The 25,358-nt window shown below is 55.9% G+C and carries 24 protein-coding genes and 1 tRNA gene; 17 read left to right on the top strand and 8 right to left on the bottom strand.

Annotated elements, in window-relative coordinates; translation table 11 throughout:
• The first annotated feature begins 111 nt into the window (after nucleotides 1–111).
• Nucleotides 112–894, top strand: coding sequence for a DeoR/GlpR family DNA-binding transcription regulator (locus AUQ42_RS08625; protein ID WP_068518663.1), 783 nt, complete (start codon nucleotides 112–114; stop codon nucleotides 892–894).
• A gap of 18 nt (nucleotides 895–912) precedes the next feature.
• Here the strand turns inward: AUQ42_RS08625 and AUQ42_RS08630 are convergent, their stop codons facing one another.
• Nucleotides 913–1,689 carry a class II glutamine amidotransferase gene (locus AUQ42_RS08630; RefSeq protein ID WP_068518744.1) on the bottom strand — a complete coding sequence of 259 codons (777 nt, stop codon included), beginning with the start codon at nucleotides 1,687–1,689 and terminating at the stop codon, nucleotides 913–915.
• 196 nt (nucleotides 1,690–1,885) lie between these two features.
• On the opposite strand from AUQ42_RS08630, the gene AUQ42_RS08635 reads away from it, so the two are divergent.
• The 12 genes from AUQ42_RS08635 to AUQ42_RS08690 all read left to right on the top strand — a co-directional run bounded on the left by AUQ42_RS08635 (nucleotide 1,886) and on the right by AUQ42_RS08690 (nucleotide 9,661).
• A tRNA-Thr gene (locus AUQ42_RS08635) sits at nucleotides 1,886–1,961 on the top strand.
• Nucleotides 1,962–2,246: 285 nt separating this feature from the next.
• Nucleotides 2,247–3,857: a hypothetical protein gene (locus AUQ42_RS08640; RefSeq protein WP_156480858.1), complete on the top strand. Its 1,611-nt coding sequence runs from the start codon at nucleotides 2,247–2,249 to the stop codon at nucleotides 3,855–3,857.
• Nucleotides 3,857–4,342: a hypothetical protein gene (locus tag AUQ42_RS08645; protein WP_068518665.1), complete on the top strand. Its 486-nt coding sequence runs from the start codon at nucleotides 3,857–3,859 to the stop codon at nucleotides 4,340–4,342. The genes AUQ42_RS08640 and AUQ42_RS08645 overlap by 1 nt, the downstream gene beginning before the upstream one ends.
• Before the next feature lie 289 nt (nucleotides 4,343–4,631).
• Nucleotides 4,632–5,975 carry an RNA polymerase sigma factor gene (locus AUQ42_RS08650; protein WP_197460809.1) on the top strand — a complete coding sequence of 448 codons (1,344 nt, stop codon included), beginning with the start codon at nucleotides 4,632–4,634 and terminating at the stop codon, nucleotides 5,973–5,975.
• A gap of 230 nt (nucleotides 5,976–6,205) precedes the next feature.
• A complete protein-coding gene (locus AUQ42_RS08655) occupies nucleotides 6,206–6,529 on the top strand; it encodes a RebB family R body protein (RefSeq protein ID WP_068518667.1) in 324 nt (107 codons plus the stop codon).
• A 236-nt stretch (nucleotides 6,530–6,765) separates the two neighbouring features.
• Entirely contained in the window at nucleotides 6,766–7,101 is a 336-nt protein-coding gene (locus AUQ42_RS08660; RefSeq protein ID WP_068518668.1) for a RebB family R body protein, read from the top strand.
• A gap of 125 nt (nucleotides 7,102–7,226) precedes the next feature.
• Nucleotides 7,227–7,526 (top strand): RebB family R body protein, encoded by a 300-nt coding sequence (locus AUQ42_RS08665; protein ID WP_068518669.1) that lies wholly within the window; start codon nucleotides 7,227–7,229, stop codon nucleotides 7,524–7,526.
• An 11-nt stretch (nucleotides 7,527–7,537) separates the two neighbouring features.
• Nucleotides 7,538–7,831 (top strand): RebB family R body protein, encoded by a 294-nt coding sequence (locus tag AUQ42_RS08670; protein ID WP_068518670.1) that lies wholly within the window; start codon nucleotides 7,538–7,540, stop codon nucleotides 7,829–7,831.
• Between the two features lie 193 nt (nucleotides 7,832–8,024).
• The gene (locus AUQ42_RS08675; RefSeq protein ID WP_068518671.1) at nucleotides 8,025–8,249 is read left to right on the top strand and encodes a RebB family R body protein; all 225 of its coding nucleotides are present in this window, start codon (nucleotides 8,025–8,027) and stop codon (nucleotides 8,247–8,249) included.
• Between the two features lie 111 nt (nucleotides 8,250–8,360).
• On the top strand, nucleotides 8,361–8,684 hold the full coding sequence (locus tag AUQ42_RS08680; protein ID WP_068518672.1) for a RebB family R body protein: 324 nt from the start codon (nucleotides 8,361–8,363) through the stop codon (nucleotides 8,682–8,684).
• A 59-nt stretch (nucleotides 8,685–8,743) separates the two neighbouring features.
• Nucleotides 8,744–9,007: a RebB family R body protein gene (locus tag AUQ42_RS08685; RefSeq protein ID WP_068518673.1), complete on the top strand. Its 264-nt coding sequence runs from the start codon at nucleotides 8,744–8,746 to the stop codon at nucleotides 9,005–9,007.
• A 75-nt stretch (nucleotides 9,008–9,082) separates the two neighbouring features.
• A complete protein-coding gene (locus tag AUQ42_RS08690) occupies nucleotides 9,083–9,661 on the top strand; it encodes a hypothetical protein (protein ID WP_068518745.1) in 579 nt (192 codons plus the stop codon).
• 83 nt (nucleotides 9,662–9,744) lie between these two features.
• Here AUQ42_RS08690 and AUQ42_RS08695 read toward each other — a convergent pair whose 3' ends face one another.
• From AUQ42_RS08695 to AUQ42_RS08710, 3 genes are all read right to left on the bottom strand, one after another.
• Nucleotides 9,745–11,049 (bottom strand): adenylate/guanylate cyclase domain-containing protein, encoded by a 1,305-nt coding sequence (locus AUQ42_RS08695; RefSeq protein ID WP_068518674.1) that lies wholly within the window; start codon nucleotides 11,047–11,049, stop codon nucleotides 9,745–9,747.
• Between the two features lie 381 nt (nucleotides 11,050–11,430).
• Nucleotides 11,431–13,053, bottom strand: coding sequence for an ATP-binding protein (locus AUQ42_RS08705; protein ID WP_068518676.1), 1,623 nt, complete (start codon nucleotides 13,051–13,053; stop codon nucleotides 11,431–11,433).
• Complete coding sequence (locus tag AUQ42_RS08710; RefSeq protein WP_068518677.1) at nucleotides 13,050–13,775, bottom strand: response regulator; 726 nt, start codon at nucleotides 13,773–13,775, stop codon at nucleotides 13,050–13,052. Before AUQ42_RS08710 ends, AUQ42_RS08705 begins: the two co-directional genes overlap by 4 nt.
• Before the next feature lie 206 nt (nucleotides 13,776–13,981).
• Here AUQ42_RS08710 and AUQ42_RS08715 point away from each other — a divergent pair, with 206 nt between their 5' ends.
• Nucleotides 13,982–14,638, top strand: a complete 657-nt coding sequence (locus AUQ42_RS08715) for a hypothetical protein (protein ID WP_068518678.1) — start codon at nucleotides 13,982–13,984, stop codon at nucleotides 14,636–14,638.
• Between the two features lie 197 nt (nucleotides 14,639–14,835).
• Nucleotides 14,836–15,330 (top strand): GNAT family acetyltransferase, encoded by a 495-nt coding sequence (locus AUQ42_RS08720; RefSeq protein ID WP_068518679.1) that lies wholly within the window; start codon nucleotides 14,836–14,838, stop codon nucleotides 15,328–15,330.
• A gap of 29 nt (nucleotides 15,331–15,359) precedes the next feature.
• Here AUQ42_RS08720 and AUQ42_RS08725 read toward each other — a convergent pair whose 3' ends face one another.
• On the bottom strand, nucleotides 15,360–17,153 hold the full coding sequence (locus AUQ42_RS08725; RefSeq protein ID WP_082817787.1) for a Na/Pi cotransporter family protein: 1,794 nt from the start codon (nucleotides 17,151–17,153) through the stop codon (nucleotides 15,360–15,362).
• A gap of 135 nt (nucleotides 17,154–17,288) precedes the next feature.
• On the opposite strand from AUQ42_RS08725, the gene AUQ42_RS08730 reads away from it, so the two are divergent.
• The gene (locus tag AUQ42_RS08730) at nucleotides 17,289–17,558 is read left to right on the top strand and encodes a TfoX/Sxy family DNA transformation protein (RefSeq protein ID WP_068518680.1); all 270 of its coding nucleotides are present in this window, start codon (nucleotides 17,289–17,291) and stop codon (nucleotides 17,556–17,558) included.
• Nucleotides 17,559–17,578: 20 nt separating this feature from the next.
• Here the strand turns inward: AUQ42_RS08730 and glpD are convergent, their stop codons facing one another.
• Nucleotides 17,579–19,123, bottom strand: coding sequence for a glycerol-3-phosphate dehydrogenase (glpD, locus tag AUQ42_RS08735; RefSeq protein ID WP_068518681.1), 1,545 nt, complete (start codon nucleotides 19,121–19,123; stop codon nucleotides 17,579–17,581).
• 253 nt (nucleotides 19,124–19,376) lie between these two features.
• On the bottom strand, nucleotides 19,377–21,317 hold the full coding sequence (asnB, locus tag AUQ42_RS08740; protein WP_068518682.1) for an asparagine synthase (glutamine-hydrolyzing): 1,941 nt from the start codon (nucleotides 21,315–21,317) through the stop codon (nucleotides 19,377–19,379).
• Between the two features lie 300 nt (nucleotides 21,318–21,617).
• Here asnB and AUQ42_RS08745 point away from each other — a divergent pair, with 300 nt between their 5' ends.
• The gene (locus tag AUQ42_RS08745; RefSeq protein WP_068518683.1) at nucleotides 21,618–23,321 is read left to right on the top strand and encodes a methyl-accepting chemotaxis protein; all 1,704 of its coding nucleotides are present in this window, start codon (nucleotides 21,618–21,620) and stop codon (nucleotides 23,319–23,321) included.
• 51 nt (nucleotides 23,322–23,372) lie between these two features.
• Here AUQ42_RS08745 and AUQ42_RS08750 read toward each other — a convergent pair whose 3' ends face one another.
• Nucleotides 23,373–25,274, bottom strand: coding sequence for a sigma-54-dependent Fis family transcriptional regulator (locus tag AUQ42_RS08750; protein WP_068518684.1), 1,902 nt, complete (start codon nucleotides 25,272–25,274; stop codon nucleotides 23,373–23,375).
• Nucleotides 25,275–25,358: the final 84 nt, after the last annotated feature.

A 25,358-nucleotide genomic window follows, 5' to 3' on the forward strand; every position in this document is an offset into this window, starting at 1 on the left:
ACACCAAGAATTAAATGTTTCAACAGGCAAACCGGGCTTTTCAGTTACAATCCGGCCTGTCTATACTCGGAACACAAACGAAACCATGCCTTTCGAACGAAAGAAATAAACGTGTCCGAGATCCCAGATCCTGTTCCGCTTGACCGTCGTCGTGACCGTATCGTCGCGCTTGTGAAATCCTGTGGCTTCATGGCGGTCGAAGAATTGGCGCGCCGGTTCAATGTATCGGTCCAGACCATCCGCACCGATTTGCGCGATCTGCAGGAACAGGGGCGCGTGTTTCGCCGTCACGGCCTTGCGGGCCCCGCACCTGATCCGGATAACTCGGCCTATGAAAAGCGCGAAGTCTGGAACCGATCGGGCAAGATGGCGATTGCCGCCAAGATCGCCGAACTGATCCCTGAGGGCTGCACGATTGCGATTGGCACCGGCACCACCGCCGAACTCGCCGCCCAGCATCTTTCATCGCATCGCAATTTGACCGTACTGACCAACAACCTGCATGTGGTGCTGACCTTGCAAAACGCCCCCAATGTCACGCTTCGGCTTGCCGGTGGTACGGTCCGCACCCGTGATCTTGATATCATCGGAGCCGATAGTGCTGACTTCTTTGGCGGGCTTCGCGCCGATTACGGAATTGTAAGCGTCGGCGGCATGACCGATGACGGCGATCTGCTTGATTTCAATATGGATGAAGTTCGCGCAAGGCGCGCACTTGTCAGCTGTTGCGACCACGCGATCCTGATGATCGACGAAAAAAAGGTCGGCCGCAAAGCGCTTTGCCGTGACGGCCACGCCAGCGATTTTCAAACGGTACTTCTCAACAGTGCACCCGGCAATGCCCTGCAACGCGCATTGGTCAAGGCGCGGTCTCAGATTGTCGTGGTCAACTGACGCCGAAACAAAACTGCTTTATTGGCACGCCATGGTTGCTTCCTCGCTCACCACCAGATCACCTTCGACATGAAGGGTATGGTTCGGGGCGACAGCGGCCCAGCTTTCGGTATCGGTATCAAGCGGTTCGGACACGACAATCACGTGATCGTCGCGTTTGCGCCAGTAAAGGGATGGCGGTTTGTCGTCGCTGGCGTGGCGGATGGCGCAGACGCTTTTGCCGTTCGACAGGCAAGCAGTGAAACGGAACGGGGCGGTTGCGCCGCGTATCTTCATTTCATTTTCGACGACTTCGATGGTACGGCGGATCGCGCGGTGCGGGTCTTCTTTCAGACCAAGTGTCAGCATCAGGCAAAAGATCAGCTCGCTATCGGTGGATCCCTGCCGGCCGGCATAGAATTCATCCTCGATCATGTTTTCAAGCGATCGGCGCACCAGCGGGTAATCGCCGATCTGACCGTTATGCATGAACAGATATTTGTCATGAGCAAAGGGATGGCAATTGGTGCGGCTGGTATGCGTGCCGGTCGAGGCCCGGACATGGGCGAAAAACAGCCCCGATTTGATGTGATGGGCAAGCGACCGCAGGTTCGGGTCATTCCAGGCCGGAAGAATTTCGCGATAAAGCCCCGGGGTCGGGCGTTCGTCATACCAGCCAATGCCAAACCCGTCGCCATTGGTCGGCGTTTTGGCCTGTTCAGCATGAAGGCTTTGTTCGACAAGGGAATGGCGCGGCTCGAACACCAGCTTTTCAAGATAAACCGGATCACCAACATAGCTGAGCCAACGACACATAACCTGCCCCCAAAGCATGAATTCCAACAGCACGCATCTAAGCCGCATAATTACAGTACGGTCAATGTGATATTATCTATTGCCGGTTTGATTTTAAGGCATGGCTGCGCCCGAAAGGCTTGTTGGGAAAAAGAACAATAAAGCACTTGCCAAGGCCGGTGATTGTCCGTATTTTCCGCGCCACAAAATGAATCGTGCTGGTGTAGCTCAGCTGGTAGAGCGGCGCATTCGTAATGCGTAGGTCGTAGGTTCAAATCCTATCACCAGCACCATTTTGTAAAACCCAAGACCCGCCAAGGTACAGCTTGCTGCACTTTCGGCGGGTTTTGTGTTTTCCGGGCCTGAAAAAGCTTGCGACATTCGTGAATTTTCGCGGTCTTTTAAAGACGGGATTTGCGCCTCAAAGCCCCGTATCGCCCCATTGTACAGAGGCAATATTTTCACATTCCCGCCCTTTGAACGTCTGAATGCACGGAACCGTTTAAATCCTTGTGGTCAATTCGGCCGCCATTTCGGCCGCAAAATCCACCACAAGGGCAACACTGGGGAATGCATGCATGACAGACAGTGACGCGCCCAAACCAGATCCGGCCAAATCCGCATCAAGCCCATCTGATGGCAGCAGCAATCTGCACGAAGCAGGCCCCGCCGCGGCAGAAAGAGGCTTAAAGGAGCCCACCGAGGCATCGTTTGCGCCCCAGCCCGGCCCATTGAACGAGCCGCAGGCCGCACTCGATATCATGACCGCCCTTTGTCAGGAATTCGGCCTGATCGACAGCCCCCCGGTCAACAGTCCCGGCGAATCATCGCGACCAGCCAACCCGAAAAGTGGCCAAATCAGCGAGCCCGGTGAAACCGCCTTTGAAATCATCCAGCGTTTTCTGTTCGACGGGCCGGGCACGCCCCGTTCAGGCGCGCCAAAACCGAATTTCAACAGCGCCATACCCGATCCGACACACATCATCGCCCATGCCGCACAAAGCCCCCGGACGACCGGCAGAACAGGAAACAGCGAGGCCTCCGCAATGAGCAGCTCCTTCTTTGACAACACAACTTCTTCTGAAAGCACCTCGCAAGCGCAGTGGGGGGTCACCATCATCAATAAGGATGGGAGCAAAACCGATCTTCAGGGGGCCGTAATCGCCGATGACATGTTCAGAACTGCCATGCCCAGTCTGCACGGGAACGCCAGCAGCAATGCCGACACCCCGGACTGGACTATCACAATGGCACAGGGATACCCGATGTCATCGGGCCGCACGACCGCCCAGACAGCGATCGGTGCACGGTTGATTGCCGATGAAAGCCCCGAAAGCCTGAAAAGCTGGAAATTGCATGTCGGCCCGTCTGCCGATGCGCAATCCGAACTGTCGGTATCGGTGCCGACATCAGTACCTTCACAATTGCGCGCGCTTTTGTTTGACAGCTCCGCACAGGATGACACCCTGCCACAAACATCGGAAGTCCCGGTCTATAGCGGCGGCCCCTATGCCCTGCATCTCGAACAGGCCGTCGGTTCAATTCCCGCTGATGCCGCCCCCAACCTTGCGCTGATCCGACTGATCTTTGCCGACCGTGCGCCGATCCCGGTGCAGTTTGAATATACCGGAACCTTGCCAAGCCCGATTGTCGGGGGAAACATCCTGGCGGGGCCGAACTATACCATTCCGTTCTGGGTCCAGATCACCCCGCCCAGCGAAGGCGACAAGGGCGCAAGCCTTGTCACCCTTGTGCGTTATGACCAGGAAACAAGTTTCAATGTCACCGCACAGCTTCTGACCGATACGCGCAGCTGCACGCCGACCGCCATCCTGACATGCGCGGCACAAAGCGACAATGCCGCCTGCAAGGCTGCAAGCATGGTGTCTAACAGCAATGGACGCCTTGAAACCAGCCTGACCGGTGTTGCCACAAGCCCGACCGAGGATGATCTGGCGACGTATGGCTTTGTTCTGCCGTCCAGCACCGATGACACCGCACCGGCAAAACCGGCCTCCGCCAAAACCGGCGGGACCAAAGCCGGTGGCGCGAACCCCGATGGATCGGCCGATCAGGATGCCCCGGCATCCGGTGAGGATACCGGATCGGACGGTTCGGCATCGACCAAGGGGTCGTCGCGGACCACCAAAGGCAGCACCCCGAACAATTCCACCAAGGGAGGCACCTGATGTCTGGTCAGGCGCATAAGGATGTTACCACCGCCAGCGATCGCAAGGATGCTGTGCGCAAGGCATTCAATCAGGAATATCTGGCCACCCAGAAAGCCATGACCCAGGCCGCCGAGCGCGCCCGCGAGCAGGTTCTTGATCAGCGATACACGATTTCCAATCACGCCGAACAGGTCAAATCGGGCGTGACCGCCCCGCTGCCCCCGCGTCCGGGCAGCGGGCACCCAACAGGTTATCCAGCACAAGGTGCTCCGCAAATGACATCATCGGCAAACCACCATGGCGATCAGCAGATCATGTTCGATATCGCCACGGAAATTCGCAACATCATCACACGCGAAATCGATCTCAGGATGCAACTGCTTTCCGACAAGGTCGAAACGGCACTTGCCAATGCTTTTCCCGCACAGGATTCAAACGAGCCGGCGCCACCGGCCGGGGACAAGGAAAGCCCCAGGAATTCACAGCCTGCAAAAACAGGTTGATCCGGCACAGGTCGGGAACCGCCATGGGCATCTGCCCATCGCATCCTGACCGAACCGGCACGCGTACGGATCAAAGCAAAGATCCCGAAAAACAACAGCACAGTCAGAAAAACTACGTGCACGACTACTCTCTTGGCCCGAATGAAGCAGGCTGTGAAGATACGCGCCGTGATACAACTTAAAATTGTGCAATAACTTTTATTCACAATCACTTAGAAATCACGTCATAATAAACGTCGCACAACTTAATCAGCCTATGGTTGCAATCTATCAACTGGAGGGGTCCATAGTGCAGAACGAAAAAAACAACCAACAGGAAGAGGCTGGCCTGACAGAGGCCGAGCTGCATTTCGTTCAAAGCCTTGATCAAACTCTTAGCCAGGCGATGGAAGATGGCGATAACGTCACTTCCATCTGGTCGCGATTGAAACCCGACCAACGTGCCCGCATTGCCGAAGATTATCTTAGCAGGCTTGCGGTTACCGACGCGTTGCTTGGCACAAACAGCGAAGCCGGAACCCGAAATCCGGCCCCACCCGACCGCAACCTTTCAGACAGTTCAGGCACCCCTTCCCTGGCACTGGATGCGGCGTCAATCATTCAGCACGCAGCCCACATTTCTTCTGATCTTGCGGCCCCGTCCGAACGGTCGGGGGAAAACCGGTCCGACCTTTCAAACGGCCAAACCCCGCCCCCACAATCGCACGATGCCCAGTCCGATGCGCCCCAACCAGCAGCATCCGCCCCGGCCACCAATCGATACAGCCCGCCACCGGGCTATCCGGCGGATTTCAATCCGCTTGCCGGTTTCCCGGGGCTCGAACCATCCCGCAACGGCCCACGCCCGGAAGATATTATCGCAGGCGCCCTGCCGGGTTTTGGCAACACTTCCGGCCTGTCACCGATGGATGTCTTGCACGGCATTTTGCCGACATCCCCCGAAAGCACTGATCTGCGCCAGCCGGTTCCGGGCATGCGCGATATGCCGCAAGCCCCGGACACCCCGACCTATCCCCCTGCCCAAGACAGCCCGTCAGAAGATGCCGGCAACACCGCCTGGCCAAACCCGACCCGTGCGCATGAAACCGCACTTGATCCCCAAACGGGCCCCGCGGCACCAAATTTCTGGCCGCTGTGGATCGATCAGCAAGACAGTCTTTTGAAGCAATGTCTGAAACTGATGTCCGGCAATATGGATGACGCCCAAGACGCCCTGTCCGAGGCAATGGTCAAGGCATCGACAAAATTCGAAGATTCCATGGACGAAATCCGCAACCATCGCGCATGGCTGTCGCGTATTGTCCATAACGCCTGCATCGATCTGCATCGTCAGAACCGGCGCAAGGCGGAATATCGCGAAGAAACCCACGGCAGTGCCGATACCCCGGCATCCCCGATGACCGCCCCGGTCATTCCAAGCCCCGAAGAATCATTCCTTGCTGGCGAACAGCTTGACCAGCTTGAAACAGCATTGATGGCAATGCAGGAAAAACTGCGCAAACCGCTTTTGATGCGGTGCGTCCAGGATCGCAGTTACGACGAAATTGCCGAGGCATTGGGACTAAGCAATTGCGCCGTGCGCAAACGTGTCCAGTTGGCGCGCGAACATCTCAGAGGGGCAGGCATCCAGTAATCGGCCTGCCTGTCCAGGCCCGGACTGCGCCAACAAGGCACAGCCGGGCATCCCCTGGTATCCCCGGGCATCCCCGGGCATCATCGAATGCAAAAAACAACAGATAAAATGAAAAGACGCGTCACAACCCAATATGGCCAACGTCTTTAGACTGAATACGGGACGGCGAAACCCCGTCAGATCACAACAGCAAGCAGCACACAGCACAAGCACACGAAGGAGACTTTACAATGGCGATTCCGACCCCGGTCAATGGTCAGATCACTGATGCAGTCACCCAGGCTAACGTGAAAGTTCTGGGCGACGCCCCGGCAATGGCAATGGGCTCGATCTTCCAGTCCCTCGCACATTCCACCGGCATTCTTTATGAAAACGCCGTCAGCGCACAGCAGCAGATCGGCATCACCTCGCAGGCCGCCACCAACCAGGGCGTCATCCAGATCTATTCGGTCGATACGATGGCAGATTCGGTTGCGACCTCCAAGATTGCCAAAAGCGATGTTCCCGACAACATGCTTTCGCTTCTGACCGCGCTTCAGGCCGTCAAAAGCTGATATCTAATCCCTGTATCCCCAAGCAGGTCTTCATTAAATCGGGCGGTTGCAACCATCAGCGACCGCCCGATTTACGTTGGGGATCCAGACCGGCCCGGACGATCAAGTTTTTCTGCGCTTTGCGTCACAACACCCCGCGGCCCCCGTCAAAAGTCTGACCGCAAGACATGCGGAAAGGGCCGGTTGCGAGGGTCAATTTCCTTCCGGCACTTCTTTAGGCAACCAGGAGATACACAATGGCTGATAACACTCCGGTCAATGGCATGATTACCGACTCAGTCACCCAGGCCAACGTAAAGGTTCTGGGCGATGCGCCGGCAATGGCCATGGGCTCGCTTTACCAGTCGCTGGCGCATTCTCATGGCATTCTCTACGAGAACGCCGTCAGTACCCAGCAACAGGTCGGCATCTCTTCCCAGGCAGCCACCAATCAGGGCGTCATTCAGGTTTATTCTGTCGACACCATGGCTGGTGCGGTTGCAACTTCGAAACTGGCCGCAAGCGACGTGCCCGACAACATGCTGTCGCTTTTGACGGCACTCAAAGCAACGACCGGAACATCCGTGTCGTAATTCCATATTGGTTTCGCCGCCGACCCCGCCCGGCATGCGCAAGCTTGCCGGGCTTTTTCTGTCACAAAGGCGGCGTTCGCACGTCATACCGGTAAGTACAAATTACGCCAGCCAAGGAGACGGACATGCCAGCGACACCATCTGCGCAAGACGGCGACAGTTCACAGCAGACCCAAACGGCTGCTGCGGATGAACAGCATCTCTGCGCTGTTTCTGATCAGATCACGGACTGTGTCGCGCTGACCAATGTTGCAACATTGGGGGCCGGGCCGGGTTATGCCGCCCTGCAATCGATGCTTGGTCAGACCCAGTCACAGAACATTTTGATGGCGAACATGGTTTCCGCCCAAAAGCAAAACGCAATGATCGGCATGACCACCATGACCCAGAGCGTGATGCAGATGATGAATCGTCGTAACCAGTAAGGATCACCGTGATGAGCACTCCCAACGAAGTCGACGAACAGATTACCGACAGCGTCACCCAGACCAATACCTCGGTCATTGCCAATGGTCCGGCAATGGGGGCAATGCAATCCTATCTGTCGCAGGCCCAGGCACAGGGCATCCTGTTTGCCAATATGGTCAATGAACAGCAACAGCTTGCCGTTGCCAGCCTTGCAACCACGATGGAGTGCGCCAAGGCCACCCTGTCCGTACAGGACAGCAAACCAAATTTTTTTACACAGGCGCTTCAGGGCAAGGGCCCGAACCCCAACAACAAAAGCTGAGTGGGGAAAGCCCGCTGCCGCCGCCTGAGCAACAGGGCGTCGCGTCCAAGAAAAGCGCGTTCTGGGATGACGAAACCGACTGGGGCGATCTTGACCGGATGTTTCTTGGCAACGGCACCCAGGACGGGGAAGACGGTTCGGACGATACAAACGAACAGTCCCAGGAGTCCGGTGAATAAAAAGAGGACGTACCATGAGTGATATCGTCAATCCGCAAATCACCGATGCCATCACCCAGACCAACGTCAAGGTTCTGGGCGAAAGCCCGGCACAGGCGGTTTCCATTGCCCTGCAGTCGCATTCGCATGCAACCGGTCTTGCGATGGAAAACGCCACCCTGACCCAGGGAAACATGCAACAGGTCGTCAATACCGCCACATCGAAACTGGTGGCGCTGATTACCGCCCAGGCCGGCTAACCGACATTTCGCAAGCCCCCCTTTTAAAAAGGCTTTCGAACCCGGTCACAAAACTTCGCATTACGCGTCTAAAGATGTGCGGTCACCCGGACCGCCTTTTCGGAGGATATCATGGCTATTCCAACCCCGGTGAACGGTCAGATTACCGATGCAGTTACCCAAAGCTCGGTCAGTGTTCTTGGATCTGCACCCGCCAATGCGATGGGCTCGATCTATCAAAGTGCCGCACATTCGACTTCGATCCTGTTCCAGAATGCGGTGCAGGCCCAGCAACAGGCATCGATCTGTTCGCAGGCCGCCACCAATCAGGGCGTGATGCAGCTTTATTCGGTCAATACCATGGCCGGCGCCCAGGCCACCGCCAAACTTGGCCGGTCTGACAACGCCGACGCCTTGTTGACTCTTCTGGTTATTTTGGCAGCAACCCGCCGCTAGGCACCTGACCAGCCCGGTCTTTCTGCGGCCAGGCAACGGTCCAAACATGAGGGCGTGAAATGGCAGACAACACCCCTGTAAATGCACAAATCACGGACGCCGTGACACAGACCAACGTCAAGGTCCTTGGCGAGGCGCCCGCACAGGCCATGGGCCTTGTGTATCAGACGATGGCTCATTCCATCAGTCTGTCGATGCAAAACGCCATGCAAACCCAGGGCGGGCTGCAACAGATTGGTAATGCCGTCACATCAAGCGCGTGTCGCATGATCCTTGACAGTACCGGCGGCGGCATGGGCGGCAAAGGTGGCGGCGGCACCTGATCGGTGCCTGCAGGATCTGATGCCCACGGTTAGTGACAACAACGGCGCATTCATTCGCCCCGCAAGAGGTTCATGATGGCAGACGACGACAACACCAATCCCGACGCATCCAAAACCACAGATGCCGACAAAAACGCCGATACCGGTCAGGACAGCCAAAAGGACGGAAATCCGCCCGCCGGCGAAAATGGCGGCGCAAAAGCCGCCGGTGATAAATCCGCAGGCGACAAATCCGCAGACGGCGGATCGGGCGATGATGGTGACAGTTCTGACAAGGGCGGTTCAGGGGGCACAAACAACACCCCACCGCTCAGCACCGCACTCAATCCCCAGATCGTTCAGGCAGTGGGCACCACAAACCATGCGGTTCTGAACGGGGCATTTCCCGGTGCAAACGGTGTTGCCTATCAGAAAGTCGCCCAGGCCGCGGCCTATGCAGTTCAGGATTCCACCGATTATCTGCGCAATATCATGTCGATGGCATCCGCCACGACCGGTGTCGCCATGCAACAGATGCTGGTCAAAAAGGAAGTGTCGCCCTATGCCGATATCATCAAGGCTGCGACACAGGCGGTAACTGATGCCCAAAAGACATTTTCCAATGTCGGTGAATCAGCAAGCAGCGTTGTAAAGGATTTCGACAGTCTTGCCTGACAACGTTCCATCCGGGGAAAAAGACAAAGGCCAGTTCATCACACGGATGTACCGGCCTTTTTCATGTTCGCATTCAGGCGGGCTTAGCCCGCGCGCATCAATTCGATCCGGTGGCAGGCTTCGGCAAAATCCGGGGCGAACAGCTTGACGCTGACACCAGTTCCTTGCAGTTCATAAGCCCCCATTTCCTGTGTCGGACAGGAAATAAACCGCGCGACGGTCTGACTGACCAGAACACGTTTGCCAAGCTGCTTGGTCAGCTGTTCGATCCGGGCGGCTTCGTTGGCGGCCTGCCCGACCACGGTGAAATCAACGCGTTCGGACACACCGACGTTGCCGTAAATCACATCACCGACATGCATGCCCAGCCCGTAATCAAAGGGCGGCTTGCCTTCTTCTTCGCGCTTGGCATTCAGGGTATCGATATTGATCTGGGCTTCGGCGGCGGCATAAAGGGCCGCAAGACAGGCTGTTTCAAGATTGTTTTCATCATCGCCGATCGGGAAAATCGCCAAGGTCGCATCCCCGATATAGCGCAACACCTGCCCGCCATGTTTAAGCACCGCCCCCGCGGTTGCGGAAAAGAAATCATTCATTTCCCCCAGAAAGGCATCATCGCCAACATGGGTGGCAATCGAGGTCGAATTGCGCATGTCAGAGAACCAGATCACCGCCCGGGTCTTGGTGCTGTCACCCAGTTTGATCTGACCGTTACGCACCCGCGCACCGGCATCAGACCCCAGATAGGTTTCAAGAATGGTGCTGGTTTCTTCGTGGTTGATCCGCATTTTGCACGACACGGCAAAGCGGCGCTGGATACCCGACAGAATTGCCAGATCCTCGTCCGAGAAACCGCTGGGTCGACGCGTAAGATAGGTCATGAAGATACGGTTGCTATCAAGCGTGCTGTCGCGGTCTGTAACAAACGGGGTCATCAGCGCGTAATAATCCGTGCCACGATTGCGGCGGAAACTTTCAAGAACCGGGAAATCGATCACCGAACTTGGCCCGATCAGATGGCGACGCATGAAGCTGACATCGTTATCAAGCATCCATTTCATCGGACTTTCGGCCCAATCCTGATCCTGATCGCCAACCCCCATATGGGTTGAGCGTTCGACCTGACCGCTTTCCTTGTTCCAGATATAGGAAACCCCTTCGTAAAGGGGATGAAGCGTTTTGAAAGCAACCATGACACGGTCAATCGGAATGCCCGATGCGACAAGGCGACTGACCATCCCAGCAAGAAGTTCGCTGATGTCGGTATCATCAAGCGCGCATTCCATCAGCCAGTCATTGACCGAACGCACAAAACCGCGCGCGGCCTGGGCCGAATTGGTCCCTGGCAGCGACGTCACGACCGCTGTATCCTGCTGGTTATTGTTCATTGTTCGCTCCGTCCGTTTACACGCTTATTTTTGCATCGCCAGGGTTGCACTTCATCCAAAGGCCAGATTGATCGCCAAACTGTTTGATCCGACCTGCTTGAAACCTGTCGGCCGTCGAAGCCGTGTTTTGCCCGGATGCACCGGTTTTATCGCGGGCACGCACAGCATCCTATCATCTTTTGACGGCTCTGACGTCATCTTTGCCATTGGATCAAGTGCAAACCCTACATAGAACAGCAATGCCAATTCGCAATTATTGATTTGGAAACAATCTATTTCCCGGCACACAAATGACTATTGGTCATTAAAAACGCAAGGGCAAATTGTCAAAAATTCTTAACCCTCTGAAACCGCTTGTATTACCGGCTGCCCGATCGTGATTTACACCCCGGTTTCGGTTCGCGCCGGTGGCAGATAGATACGGGCCAGAAGCCCGCCTTTTGGCGCATCTTCAAGATATATCTCCCCGCCATGGGCCCGGATCGCTGTTCGCGCGATTGCCAGACCAAGCCCGATACCGCCAGTGTCACGATTGCGTGATTCTTCAAGCCGGAAGAACGGTTCAAACACCTGTTCGCGTTTTTCGACCGGAATGCCCGGTCCGTCATCGGCAATTTCAATCCATAAGCCACCATCATCGGCATCACATACGGTCACTTCGACATGCTTGCCAAATCGCAGGGCATTGGACACCAGATTGCCAAAGGCCCGTTTGACCGATAGCGGTCGACAGGGATAAACCCGTGGCGCCCCATCGCCGACAAACGAAATCGCCCGCCCGGTTTCGGCCAGATCTTCGACCGCGGATTCCACAAGTGCGGTCATGTCGATCTTGCGGGTATCCTCGTTTGCCGTTTCCTCACGGGCAAAGGCCATCGCGGCTTCGACCATTTGCTCCATCTCATCAAGCGTTTCGATGATCCGCGCCCGGTTTTCAGGATCATCGACGAATTCGGCCCGCAATCGAAGCGACGTGATCGGTGTACGCAAATCATGCGAAATCGCCGCAAGCATGCGTGTGCGATCCTCGACAAATCGTTTGAGACGCGCTGTCATACGGTTGAAGGCCTTAGCCGCCCGCCGGATTTCAATCGGCCCGGTTTCAGGCACCGGTTCGGGATAATCGCCGCGCCCCACCCGATCGGCTGCACGCGCCAAAAGCGCCCAGGACCGGGAAATCCGCCGGGTGATAAAGAATGTGATCACGGCAATGACAAGGGCAGACAAGGCAACCCGCAACACATTGTCAAAAACAAACCAGGGCGGGGGCATTACCCCGCCAATCATCGCTTCAAGCCAGACTTGCGGCCGGGCGTTATCCGCACGGGTTTGCGGGGGTTCGGTTGTGGTCGGGGCATCATCAATCATGCCGTCTTCCGACGTTGATCCGACCGCGGTGAAAATCGGCACGGCGATCTGCATCACCGGTGCGACATGGCAGTCAAACCGTTCCATATAGCGCAATTCCCAAGGGGCCGCGCGGTCGTCATGGAAATGATAATCGCCATTTTTGCCCGATGGGCGTGCCGGGTTCTGATCGCGTTTCTGATCAAGAAAGGCTTCCTTGGCGTTGCGCAATGTTTTGCGTTCACGCCAGCATTCGTCTTCGGTCAGGATTTCCACCCGGGCGGGCACAGGTGCCTGCGTTCCCGAACCGGTGGCAAGGAATTCATTCAACCGGCTGGTCAGGCTGTCGGGAATATGCCCGTCCGAGGCCACAACCCCGGTTTCCTCAACCAGCCGCAAACGGGTTTGCGGTGACTGGGCAACCCGCAGCACATCGCGCCAGTTTTCATGCGGTGTGGTGGTCAGAATGCGTGAAATCGCCGCCACACGCGACAGCGCATTGCCCCGGCGTTCGGATGCCAGCGCATCACGACGTTCATCGGCCAGCATCACGCCCAGCACGATATGGGTCAGAATGATCGCGCCCAGCAACAGACAGACAAGCTGTGCCGTCAGGCTTTGCGGCCAAAGACGTTTAAGCAGGCGGCGCTTGGTCATTTTTCGACCACCTCGCAGGTGAACATATAACCGCCGCCCCAGACCGTTTTGATCAGGGTCGGATTTTTTGCATCTGCCTCGATTTTCTTGCGCAGGCGACTGACCTGATTATCGATGCTGCGATCAAACGGTACGGCTTCGCGCCCGCGCGTCAGATCCAGCAACTGATCCCGGTTAAGCACCATGTTGGGGTGTTCGACAAAGGCGCACAGCAACCCGTATTCCCCGGCACTCAGCGGCAGCACCACGTCATTGGCATCGCGCAATTCGTGACGTGTCCGATCCAGAACCCAGCGGTCAAACCGTACTTCACCGCCCGGAAGCGGCCCCTTGCGCCCGACAGGAAGACTTTGTGCCCGGCGCATCACCGCCTTGATCCGGGCTAACAATTCACGCGGGTTGAACGGCTTTGCCAGATAATCATCCGCCCCCATTTCAAGGCCGATGATCCGGTCGGTTTCTTCGCCAAGTGCCGTCAGCATCACCACCGGCACATCATAATTTTCACGCAGCCAGCGGCACAGGCTAAGCCCGTCTTCGCCCGGCATCATCAGATCAAGAACAATCAGATCAGGCGAAACATCATCAGCCATCATCTTGCGCAACTCGCGCCCGTCCGATGCCAGCGACACCCGGTATTCGTGCTGACGCAAATAACGCCCCAGCAAATCGCGAATATCGCGGTGGTCATCGACAACAAGAATGTGGGGCTGGTCGCTCATATGCGGTCCTGTCATTGCAACGGTGTTCTCAGCTTACCTTAGCGCGTTGGCATTTGGGGCAAAAACGCCAATTTGTATCAAATTGTCGCATTTCCCGGTTTTGGCAAATCTTGCGACCAATTTGATGTTTACCGGGGATCATTTCGCGACAATCATCGGTGATAACGGACCTCAGCAAACGATCCCCCAACGACACGAGGTTTACGATGAAACGTAACAACAAACTCAAACTTGCAGCTGTCCTGATCGCATCTGGTGTGATCGCAACCCCGATTGCCGCCCAGGCCGGTCAGGGTGGCCATGGTGGCCCGGGTGAATGGTCCATGTTTGGCGGTGATCACCATGGTGGCAAATTTGATGGCGACCGCGGCGATCATCGCAAAGGCGGAAAATTCGACCGCGAAAATCGCGAACGCGCAGTTCCCCTGACCCCGGCCGAGGCGCGCATTCTGATTGATGCCATGCTGCTTAAAACCGGCACGATTGATCTTAAGACCGGTGATGCCCTGATGGCAGAAGAACCGGGCAAGATCGACGTCCTTGTGGTCAATGCACAAGGCGGCGTGGTCGAAGTGGTCAAGTTTGATGCCAAAACCGGGCGCATGGACCGTGATGAACGTCATGATTTGCGCAAACTGTTGCCGCGCCCGGACAAGGCCGAACGTTACAACCGCAAATTCACCGCCGATCAGATGAACCTTCTGGCCAGTGCGATGGTGATCCGGTTTGGCAATGGTGAACTGAAACTGGGCGGTCTGGCTGAAACGCCGCGCGGCACCTATACCGCGACCGTAACCAATCAGGCCGGCGACATCGTTCGTGAAATTGAACTCAGCAGCGTGACCGGCCGCCCGATCAGCTAAGCCGTACGCAGATAACGACCCCACCCCGGTCCGGGGCCTTCATTCCCAACCGATGCTCCGGACTTCCCCAGCGCCCCCAAGGTTTCCCCCTTGGGGGCGTTTCCTTTTTACATTGATCTGTAACGGTTTTGCATTTGACCGCCATTGATAACGCCCCCATTGTTGCCAATTAGAAACTGCGCCCCGAAAGAACCACCATGACAACCACGACCCAAACAACCCAAACACCCGCCCCCGCAGCCAACCCCAAAGCCGCCCCGAGAACCGCAACACTGGAAGACACTCCCGCCCTTACGCAGCTTTGGCAGGATACCGGGCTTTATCGCCCCTATAACCCGCCGGCATGGGATGTGCGATTTGCGATCGAGGCAACGGACGCGACACTTTTCGTCTGGGAAGATAACAGCAATAACATCATCGGTTCGGTGATGGCCGGTCATGATGGTCATCGTGGCTGGGTATATTATCTGGCGGTTGCCCCGTCCGTTCAGAAATCGGGACTTGGCCGTAAATTGATGGATATCGGCGAAGGCTGGTTGCGCGATCAGGGCGTCTGGCGCATGCAATTGATGGTGCGTTCGGAAAACAGCAGGACACAGGATTTCTATCGCCACCTTGGCTATCGCGCGCTTGATGTCACGGTCATGCAAAAGGACATCGACACCCCGCCGATCGAACGCCCGGAACTGTAACCGGGCGGTTTGACCCGACCAAACCGTGATCAGAATGTTTCAGGCAATGTGACCGTTGGCGGTGATTGCCCATCATCGCCAGCAGCCTTGTGCCCGTCGAGCCCCGAAATCGTGACATGGGCGATGCGGCATGCCCGCTGAAACAGCCGGTTGATCCGTTCAACCAGTGCAACATTGATGCGATAACACCGGATATCGACATCGCGCGGTCCGATCGCATCGCTGATCCGGTGCAATGTCACTTCCATCTTTGCGCCAAATTCCTGATCACGGGCCAAAACCGCCCTTGCGGTTTCCATATCATCCCCCGAATAGGCAGTCAGCGCCTGTTTCAGACAGTTTTCGGCAATTTCAAACAGTTCCGTGATCTGGGCCCGGCGTTCTTCGGACGGGATCTGGCGCAAATCCATCAGTTCGGACACCAGTTCGACCATTTCCTCGGCGACAAGATCGCCAACCGCTTCAAGATGGTTGCTGACTTCAAGCTCGTTCTGAAGCCGGTCAAGTTCACCGGGCAAAAGTTCGGATCGGCGCATTTTGCTGGCAAACAGGGCAATCGCGTCCTGCAGGCTGTCCACCCCGTCGTCAAGTTCGGCAATTCTTTGCAATTTCTTGCTGGTCGGCTTGCGCATGTTTTCGCGCCCGCGGCGCACCACATCGGTCACGATATCGCCCATATGGATGACCTCGTTGCGCAACAGTGCAATCGCGGCCGCCGGTGTATTGGTGACTTCTGCCATCAGATATTTCGGGCTGGGATCAAGGGGCGGATCAATCACCGTTTCCGGTGGCACGATCTTTTCGATCAGACGGGCGATCCACGGCACAAAGGCGATCATAAGGATCACATTGGCGATATTGAAAATGCTGTGCGCATTGGCGATTTCGCGCGCGATATCGGTTTGCCCGCCATTGGTCGCAAATGAAATATCGGTCACAAATTCGGACAATCGCCCAATAAACGGCAGCCACAAGAAAACACCGCCAACATTGAACAGAACATGGCCGATGGCGGTGCGCAGGGCATCTCGCCCCTTGCCGATTGTCACCAGAAGTGCCGTGACACAGGTGCCGATATTCGCCCCGAAAATAAGGGCAATACCGCCATCAAGTGTCACAAGCCCCTGCCCGGCAAGAACGATGATGATACCCGTGGTTGCCGCACTGGATTGAACAAGGGCGGTAAAGAATGCCGCAACAATGATTGCCAGAACCGGGTTTTGCATCTCGGCCATCAGATCGATGAAGGGCCCATAGGTGCGAAGCGGTTCCATCGCATCGCTCATCATGCCCATGCCGAAAAACAGCATCCCGGTGCCAAGGATCGCCTTGCCCGCCATCGCAACGCGTTTGCGGGTTGCCATCATGGTCAGTCCAAACCCGATGGCCATCACCAGCGGCGCAATCGCATCAACCCGAAAGGCAATGATCTGCGCGGTCAGGGTACTGCCGACATTGGCCCCCATGATCACGGCAATCGACTGGGCAAAGGGCATCAGGCCCGCGGACACAAAGCCCACCACCAGAACCGTGGTCACACTTGACGACTGAACAAGACCGGTAACCAGTGCACCCGAAAGAACCGCCATAAAGCGGTTGCGCGTCATTTTCGACAGGATAAATCGCAACCGCGCCCCGGCAAGGGTCTTGAGCGCGCTTGCCAGATGGTCCATCCCGTACAGAAAAAGTGCCAGCCCGCCAACCAGCCCGACCATCATTGCCCCGGTTTCCAGCGGCACAAAATCGGCTGCGGCCTTTGCGACCGGAATGGTCAAAAGAAGCAGGATCGCACTTGCGATAACGGGTTTGAACAATGCTGTCATCAGGGGACCGGTCAGGGTAATCGGTTGAAAACAAACCGACCATACAGCAGATTATTCACACTGTCAGGTGCCAGCACGACCAGTGAAGACATGCCCAACGCCATGTGCACGCACCACCCCGAACAAAGGAAAACCATGCGCAATATCGGTCCGACATCGTCACGTGAACTGCGCGAAATCGGGATTGAAAACCGCGATCAGCTTATCGCGACCGGCATCGTCGAAGTCACGCGCCGCCTGCTGTTTCGCTTTGGCGGTGAAAGGAAAATCAGCCTGAACTACCTTTATGCGCTTGAAGGTGCGATCCATGACCGGGACTGGCGCGATATCACGCCTGCCCGCAAACAGGAACTGCGCGCGTTGCTCGACACATTGCGTGAAGAACTGTCAAACGCGCAGTCCTGATATCCGCCTTCGAACCCGTCCTATTCGGCGGCGACCGATTTGGGATCGGCGTCGATCTGTGCCAGGCGATTTTCAAGCGCGGCAATCTGTTCGGAAGACAGACGCAAACCAAGTTTCGACCGCCGCCAGATCAGGTCATCAATCTTGCGCACCCATTCATGATCAATCAGATAGCACAATTCGGCTTCATACAGGTCATGACCGTAACAGACACCAAGATCATCGATCTTTGTCGCGGTACCGATGATCATGTCGATGCGTGTGCCATATGCGCGCAACAGGCGCTTTAACAGGCGGTGATCGATCCAGTCATATCGTTTGGCATAATGGGCAAATGCATCATCAAAGGAAGCATTGGGGAAATCCCCGCCCGGAAGCGGTTCTTTGGCCGTCCAGGGCGCATCGCGGGTGCCAAGCTGGCGGGTAATGATCTGAAGCGCATGTTCGGCAAGCTTGCGATAGGTGGTGATTTTACCGCCAAAAACATGCAAGGCCGGGGCCGCACCACTATCGGCTTCAAGTTTCAGGGTATAGTCACGCGACACCTTGGACGCATTTTCACTTTCGCCATTGCCGGCATAAAGCGGCCGCACCCCGGAATAGGTCCAGACAACATCGTCGGATGCCACCTGCTTTTTAAAATAGCCGCTGGCCAGTTTGCACAGATAATCGACTTCGCCCTGATCAATTTTGACCTTGGCCGGATCGCCGGTGAAATCAACATCGGTGGTGCCAATCAGGGTAAAGTCATCCTGATAGGGAATGGCAAAGACAATGCGCCCGTCGCCATTCTGGAAAATATAGCAATAATCATGATCAAACAGCTTGGGCACCACAATGTGACTGCCCTTGACCAAGCGGATATTGGCGCTGGTTTTTGATTGCACCACACCATTGTCCGGATTGATCAGATCGGCACACCACGGGCCCGCCGCATTGACCAGCATCCGCCCGGAAACTACGCGCTCCTGACCGTTTTGCTGATCACGCAGGGAAACCTGCCAGTGCCCGTCGGTCTGTTTTGCGCCGACACATTCGGTCCGCGTCAGGATTTCAGCCCCGCAATTTTTGGCATCAATGGCATTGAGAACCACCAGACGCGCATCATCAACCCAGCAATCGGAATAGACAAAACCCTTGGTCATCCCGTCCCGCAGCGGTGCACCGGAAACGTGATTGGCAAATGAAATGCCTTCGGACGCCGGAAGCTTTTTACGGCCGCCAAGATGGTCATACAGGAACAAGCCAAGGCGGATCATCCAGGCCGGACGCAAATCATCGCGATGGGGCAGAACAAAGCGCAACGGCCAGATGATATGCGGCGCATTGCCAAGCAACACTTCACGTTCGGTCAACGCCTCGCGCACCAGACGGAACTCGTAATGTTCGAGATAGCGCAAACCGCCATGGATCAGCTTGGTACTGGCCGATGATGTTGCACTGGCAAGATCATCCTTTTCACACAGCAAAACCTTAAGCCCGCGCCCCGCCGCATCACGCGCAATACCGGCACCGTTGATGCCGCCACCAATAATGATCAGATCGTAATGTGCAGTCTCAGCCATGCGGGGCCTCTTTCAGCAAAAAGGAATCTCTTTCCCGCTAAAATATTTCATTTTCGAAAATTTTCAAGTTTCGAATTGTGACATTTATTCGACGCAGCCATGTCCAAGAAACATGCCACCGCCACATTGGGCCGGACAGCCAGTGCAAAATGATCAAAAGTTCATTTTTGAAACAAATTGAAAAACCCCGCCTGAAATTCAGGCGGGGCGTTCATCAAAGATTGGATATGGGATGCGGAAATCGATCGTTCGATCAGGCCAGCCAGCGTTTCTGCCAGTCAGACAGCATGGAAATCGTCCAAAGCTGATGGCCCCAGTTGCGCTTGCCGCTCATATGTTCCTGCTGCAATTTTTCGATCTGGCGACGATCAAGGCCGAAATCGTTATAAAGCGCGTCATTGGCCAAAAGATCGCCCATCCATTCGCGCAACGGCCCGCGAAGCCACTGTGCCAGCGGCACACCAAAACCGGTTTTCGGCCGGTCGATCATTTCGCGCGGCACATATTTATACAGAATCTGGCGCAAGGCATGCTTGCCCACCGATCCGTTCATTTTAAGCCGTGCCGGCAACCGCCAGCCAAATTCGATCACGCGATGATCGATAAACGGTACGCGGACCTCAAGCGAATTGGCCATTGATGCCCGGTCCACCTTGGTCAGGACATCATCGACCATATACATCATCGTATCCATGACCTGCATGGACGAGACATAATCAAGATTGCGGTTGCGACAGAATTTTTCGCCCGGCACGCGGAATTTCTTGCGGGTGGAACGGCTGCCCAGAAGTTTGTCGGTATCAAACAATGATAACAGCGCATGATAGCGATCAATATCATCACGGATCGCCAGAAGCGGTGCCGCCTTGTGGATTTTATCGCCAATCGCGCTGGTCGAAAGCTTGCCGGGCACCAGCCCGACCAGATTGTCCCACTGTTCGGGCGACAGCATGGTCAGCCCGCGCGACACCAGCGACGCCCCGAACGGAATACTGCCCGCCGCCGCACTAAGCTGCTTGGCCCAAAGATAGCGCGTATAACCGCCAAATGTTTCATCGCCGCCATCACCTGACAGGGCAACCGTGACTTCCTTGCGCGTCAGGGCCGAAATCAGATAGGTCGGGATCGCCGAACTGTCAAAGAACGGCTCGTCATAGGTTTCCGAAAGTTTCGGCACCAGATCCAGCGCATCCTTGGGCGTGACATAAAGTTCCGTGTGATCGGTCTTGAGATGGCGCGCCACTTCCCCGGCAAAGGCCGCCTCGTTAAATGCTTCGTCCTCGAACCCGACCGAAAATGTTTTGACCGGCCGATCCGAGACCGACTGCATCAGGGCAACGATGGTCGAAGAGTCAATCCCGCCAGACAAAAACGCGCCAAGCGGCACATCGGCCACCATGCGACGCTGAACCGCATCGCGCAGCAAATCTTCAAGTGCATCGATCGCACTTTGATCATCGCCGCTCCAGGCATGCTTTTGTCCGTTCAGAACGGCGTCTTCGACCGACCAATAGGCAAATTCGGTTGCCTGATCATGCGATGACACTTCCAGAATGTGACCGGGTTTGAGCATCTTGGCATGCGAATAGATCGAAAGCCCCGATGGCACATAGCCAAACCGCAAATAGGCTTCCAACCCCGAACGATTGACTTCGCGTGAAATCGCATTGCCCGCCAGAAGCGCCTTTACCTCGGACGCAAAACCGATATTGCCTTCATAGCGCGACCAGTAAAGTGGCTTGATGCCAAGCCGGTCGCGCACAAGGGTCAGCTTTTTGGTCTGCTTGTCCCAAAGTGCGATGGCAAACATGCCAATCAGGCGCTTGACCGTATCGCGCACCCCCCAATGGGCAATGCATTCAAGGATGACTTCGGTATCGGAATGGCCGCGCCAGGCGACCTGGATATTGGCAGCAGCAAGTTTTTCACGCAATTCGGGCGCGTTATAAATTTCGCCGTTATAGACCATGACATAACGGCCATTGGCCGAATGCATCGGCTGTTTGCCGGCATCGGAAAGATCAATGATTGCAAGACGGCGCTGCCCCAGAGCCAGCCCGTTTTCCTGATCAACCCAGACATCGCCGCCATCGGGACCACGATGATGCAACGCAGTGTTCATGCGCGATACAGCATCGCCCAATCCGCTTGCGTCACTCTGTCCAGACAGCCATAAACCGGCAATTCCACACATAAAACAATCCTGTAAAACCCTGCCGATACTTAAAACAATAACGGCCCATTCTACAATCAAAACATTTGGATATTGACCGGAAATGATCGGTCAAAACCGTTTTTGCCATTGCCCCCTATTCCACAGGGTGAAAACGGCAAAACAGACTGTGCAATGACGACGCAGAGTTATGATATCGTCACCGGACCTACAACCAATAATATACTGCCGTCCAAACGCACGCGGTCACGTCGACATAGAATTGAAGCCTGAAAAACAAGATGACCCGGCAGAGATAGCAGATCATGGAGTAACGTCCGGATGAACGCTTCGAAGAAACAGGTGTCGCTTTCACTTGGCCAACGACAGATCATCAGCTATGTCGCGATCCTTGCACTTATGAGTATCCTGACAACGATTTCCGTCGTTCTTGTAAATCAGATCAACACATCCTTCACCCAGATCACCGACATCAACGGGGTCAAGCAACGCTACGCCATCAATCTGGGCGGCAGTGTGCAGGACCGCGCCATTGCCGTGCGCGACATGGCACTGGTCGCAAGCCAGGATGAGGTTGACGCCACAGTCGCCATCATCAATGAACAGGCCGCCATTTACGCCGAGGCCGCCCAGGGCATGGCCGAAATCCTTTCTGCCGAACAAACATCATCGGACGAGGAACAGCAGCTTTTTGCTGAAATTCAGGCGATTGAAGAACGCGCAGCCCCGATCATCGAAAAGGTCGTCGGCCTTCGCAAGGCAGGTGAATTTTCATCGACAATCAACCTGATCAACGCAGAAGCCGCACCGGCCTTTGCCGACTGGCGCGCCAGCATCGATGCACTGATCGAACATGAAGAAGCCAAAAGCCAGTTGATTTCCGTATCGGCCAGAACCGTCGCCAGCAACTTTTCGATTGTCATGATCGGCATGCTGGTGGCCTCGCTTGCGATCAGTATCGTCTTGATCATCTGGAACATCCGGGCCATTGCCCCGCTTCGCGGACTGACCACCGGCATGCTTGAAATTGCCGAGGGCAAGCTTGACACCGCCATTCCGGAAATCACCCGACGCGATGAAGTCGGCGATATCGTCACAGCCGTCAAGGTATTCCAGAAAAACGCGATCGAACGTCGCGAAATGCGCGCCAAGGAGGCCGAACTTCAACGCGCGCAGGCACAACGTTCCGAACTTATGGAAAAGCTGACCAAGAACTTTGAAAACACGACCGGCGATCTGTTGGCCGATGTTGGAATGGCCCTTGAAAAGCTGCGCAATTCTGCTTCCACACTTGGCCGCACCGCGGAAACAAGCAAGGCACGCGCAAGTGATGCCGCATCTGTCGTATCGGAAGTCGCCCATAATGCAGAATCTGTTGCGTCTGCTGCCGAGGAACTTACCGCATCGGTATATGAGGTAAGCCAGCGCATCGCCCAGTCGCGTGAAACCATGTCGCGGGCACAAAACGAAGCCAACAGCACCAATGAAAAAATGTCTGTCCTGGAAACATCGGCTGACAAGATTGGCGAAGTCGTCAAACTGATCACTGATATTGCCGGACAGACCAACCTGCTTGCACTGAACGCCACCATCGAAGCCGCACGTGCCGGTGATGCCGGCAAGGGCTTTGCCGTTGTCGCCAACGAGGTCAAGAACCTTGCGTCACAGACCGCACGCGCCACCGATGAAATCTCCGAACAGATCGCCACAGTCCAATCGGAAACCCGTGATGCGGTTGCCGCCATCCGCGAAATTGTCGAAACCATCGGCGTGATCAATGACGACACGGCGGGCATTGCCGATTCAATCAATCAGCAAAGCAACACAACGACTGAAATTTCGTCAAAAATTTCAAACGTTGCGCAAAATACCCGCGATGTTGCCAGCAACATTCAACAGGCAATGGATGCCGCCGACGAAACCGATGCGGCTTCCGGTGATGTCAGAGCCGCCACCGCAAGCATGGAAGAACGTGCGCAAAAGCTCGATCATTCGGTAAAGCAGTTCTTGCGTGATATTGCCTGACATCATTGGGGACACTGAAAATAAACGGTCAGGATATCAGGGCATCGCGCTCTAGCCTGACCGTTCTATTCCCAGTCGCGCCATGCGGCGATAAAGCGTGTTGCGCCCGATGCCAAGTGCCTTGGCCGTGTTGCTGATATGCCAGTGATGACTTTCCAGAAGCTGGCGCAAGGCCCCCTGTTCGGCATGCTCGATACTGTCGCGGGCCGACAATACGGGTTTTACGACCTCAACCCGGAAATCATCGGGCAAATGATCACGTTCAATAACGCCATGGTCGGCAAAGACGCTGGCATATTGCAATACATTGATCAGTTCACGCACATTGCCCGGCCATTGATGACGGGTCAGAAGATCAATCACCGCGTCAGAGCACTGCACATAGTCGTTCGACAACCCGGCCAGCAACCGCCCGATCAAATCAACAAGATCACTGCGTTCGCGTAACGGCGGCACGGCCAGGCGCGCCCCCTTGATCCGATAGAGCAAATCTTCGCGGAATTTCCCGTCCGCCACCGCTTGGTTCAAGTCGACATTGCTGGCACAGATCAGACGGAAATCGACTGCTACCGACTTGGTACTGCCAAGCGGTTCGACCGTGCGGCTTTCGAGAACCCGCAATAACCGCCCCTGTGCAGAAAGCGGCATATCCCCGATTTCATCAAGGAACAAAGTCCCGCCATTGGCTTCGCGGATGCGCCCGCCAAACCCGTCGCGCGCCGCCCCGGTAAAGGCCCCGCCCGCATGACCAAACAGTTCGTTTTCAATCAATCCTTCGGGCAGTGCGGCACAATTGATGGCGACAAAATTTCTGGATTTGCCAAGGGTTGCCTCATGGATATGGCGGGCCAGATATTCCTTGCCGCTACCGGTTTCGCCCGACATCAGGATATTGATATCGCGCGCATGAAGGCGCACACCGATATCGTAAATCCGGCGCAGGGCAGGATCGCGATCGGCAATCTGTGCGGCCGGTTTTGCGGCCTTTGGCGCCCTTGTCGTGATCGGGGTCGATCGCCCGACATAGCGACGGCGCATCCGTTCGGGCATGGTGACAGACCCGAACAAAACCCCGCCCCCGGAAATATTCAACGCGGTCGCCGGGGCCGCCCCCTGATCCTGATTGGCAAATTTCGACAACAGGTCATCCACATCCATTTCAAACATCTGCGCAATGTCTGTGGAATTGTTTGCTGCCGCCAGAATACGGCGTGCGGTTGATGTCGCACCGCTGATCGTGCCATCGGGTGCGATCGATATCATCGCGTCACGGGTTGATCCGACATGGCGTGCTTCTGGATGAAGATGCAGGATCACGTCACCTGCCCGTTCATCAAAAAACAGGATACGTTCAAGCGCATCGGCATAATCGGCCACCATGCCGCGCACGCGCAGGCAATCGGTGCGTTTGATATCATCACGTACTGCCGACACATCCAGAACCGAACAGACCTTGCCATCCGGGTCAAAAACCGGGGCGGCGGTGCAGGTCAGCACCGAATGCTGGGACAGGAAATGCTCGTCCTTGTGGATGGTGATCGGGCGTCCTTCGACGATACAGGTGCCGATACCGTTCGTGCCTTCGCGTTCCTCGCTCCAGACAGCGCCGGGCAAAAGCCCGTTGGTGCGAAAGGACGGCAACAGGGAATGGGCGGCAACACTGTCAAGGATCACGCCGCTATTATCGGTCAAAAATACCGCATAGCCCGACGCATCGATCTTGCGATACAGCGTGCGCACCAGATCATGGGCATGATGATAAAGCCGCCCGTTGCGATCACGCAGTTGCCGGGTCTGGCTTTCGGATATGACTTCGGGACGGCGCAAGGTGTCATGAGCCAGCCCGAACCGTTGTTCACACCGTTGCCAGCTTTCAAGCACCGCACGATTTTGCGCACCACCGCTTAATTGCAGTGCCGCTTCTATCCGTCCGCCGGGAATGTTTCCTGACATAGACGCTATCTCCCTTGTGTCGGTGTTTTGTCCGGAATTTTCCGGTCGCGCAGCTTTTGCTGCATCCGATCACAGGGGCAATCC

This window comes from Thalassospira sp. MCCC 1A02491 (assembly GCF_001613785.1).
In the GTDB taxonomy this organism is placed as follows: domain Bacteria; phylum Pseudomonadota; class Alphaproteobacteria; order Rhodospirillales; family Thalassospiraceae; genus Thalassospira; species Thalassospira povalilytica.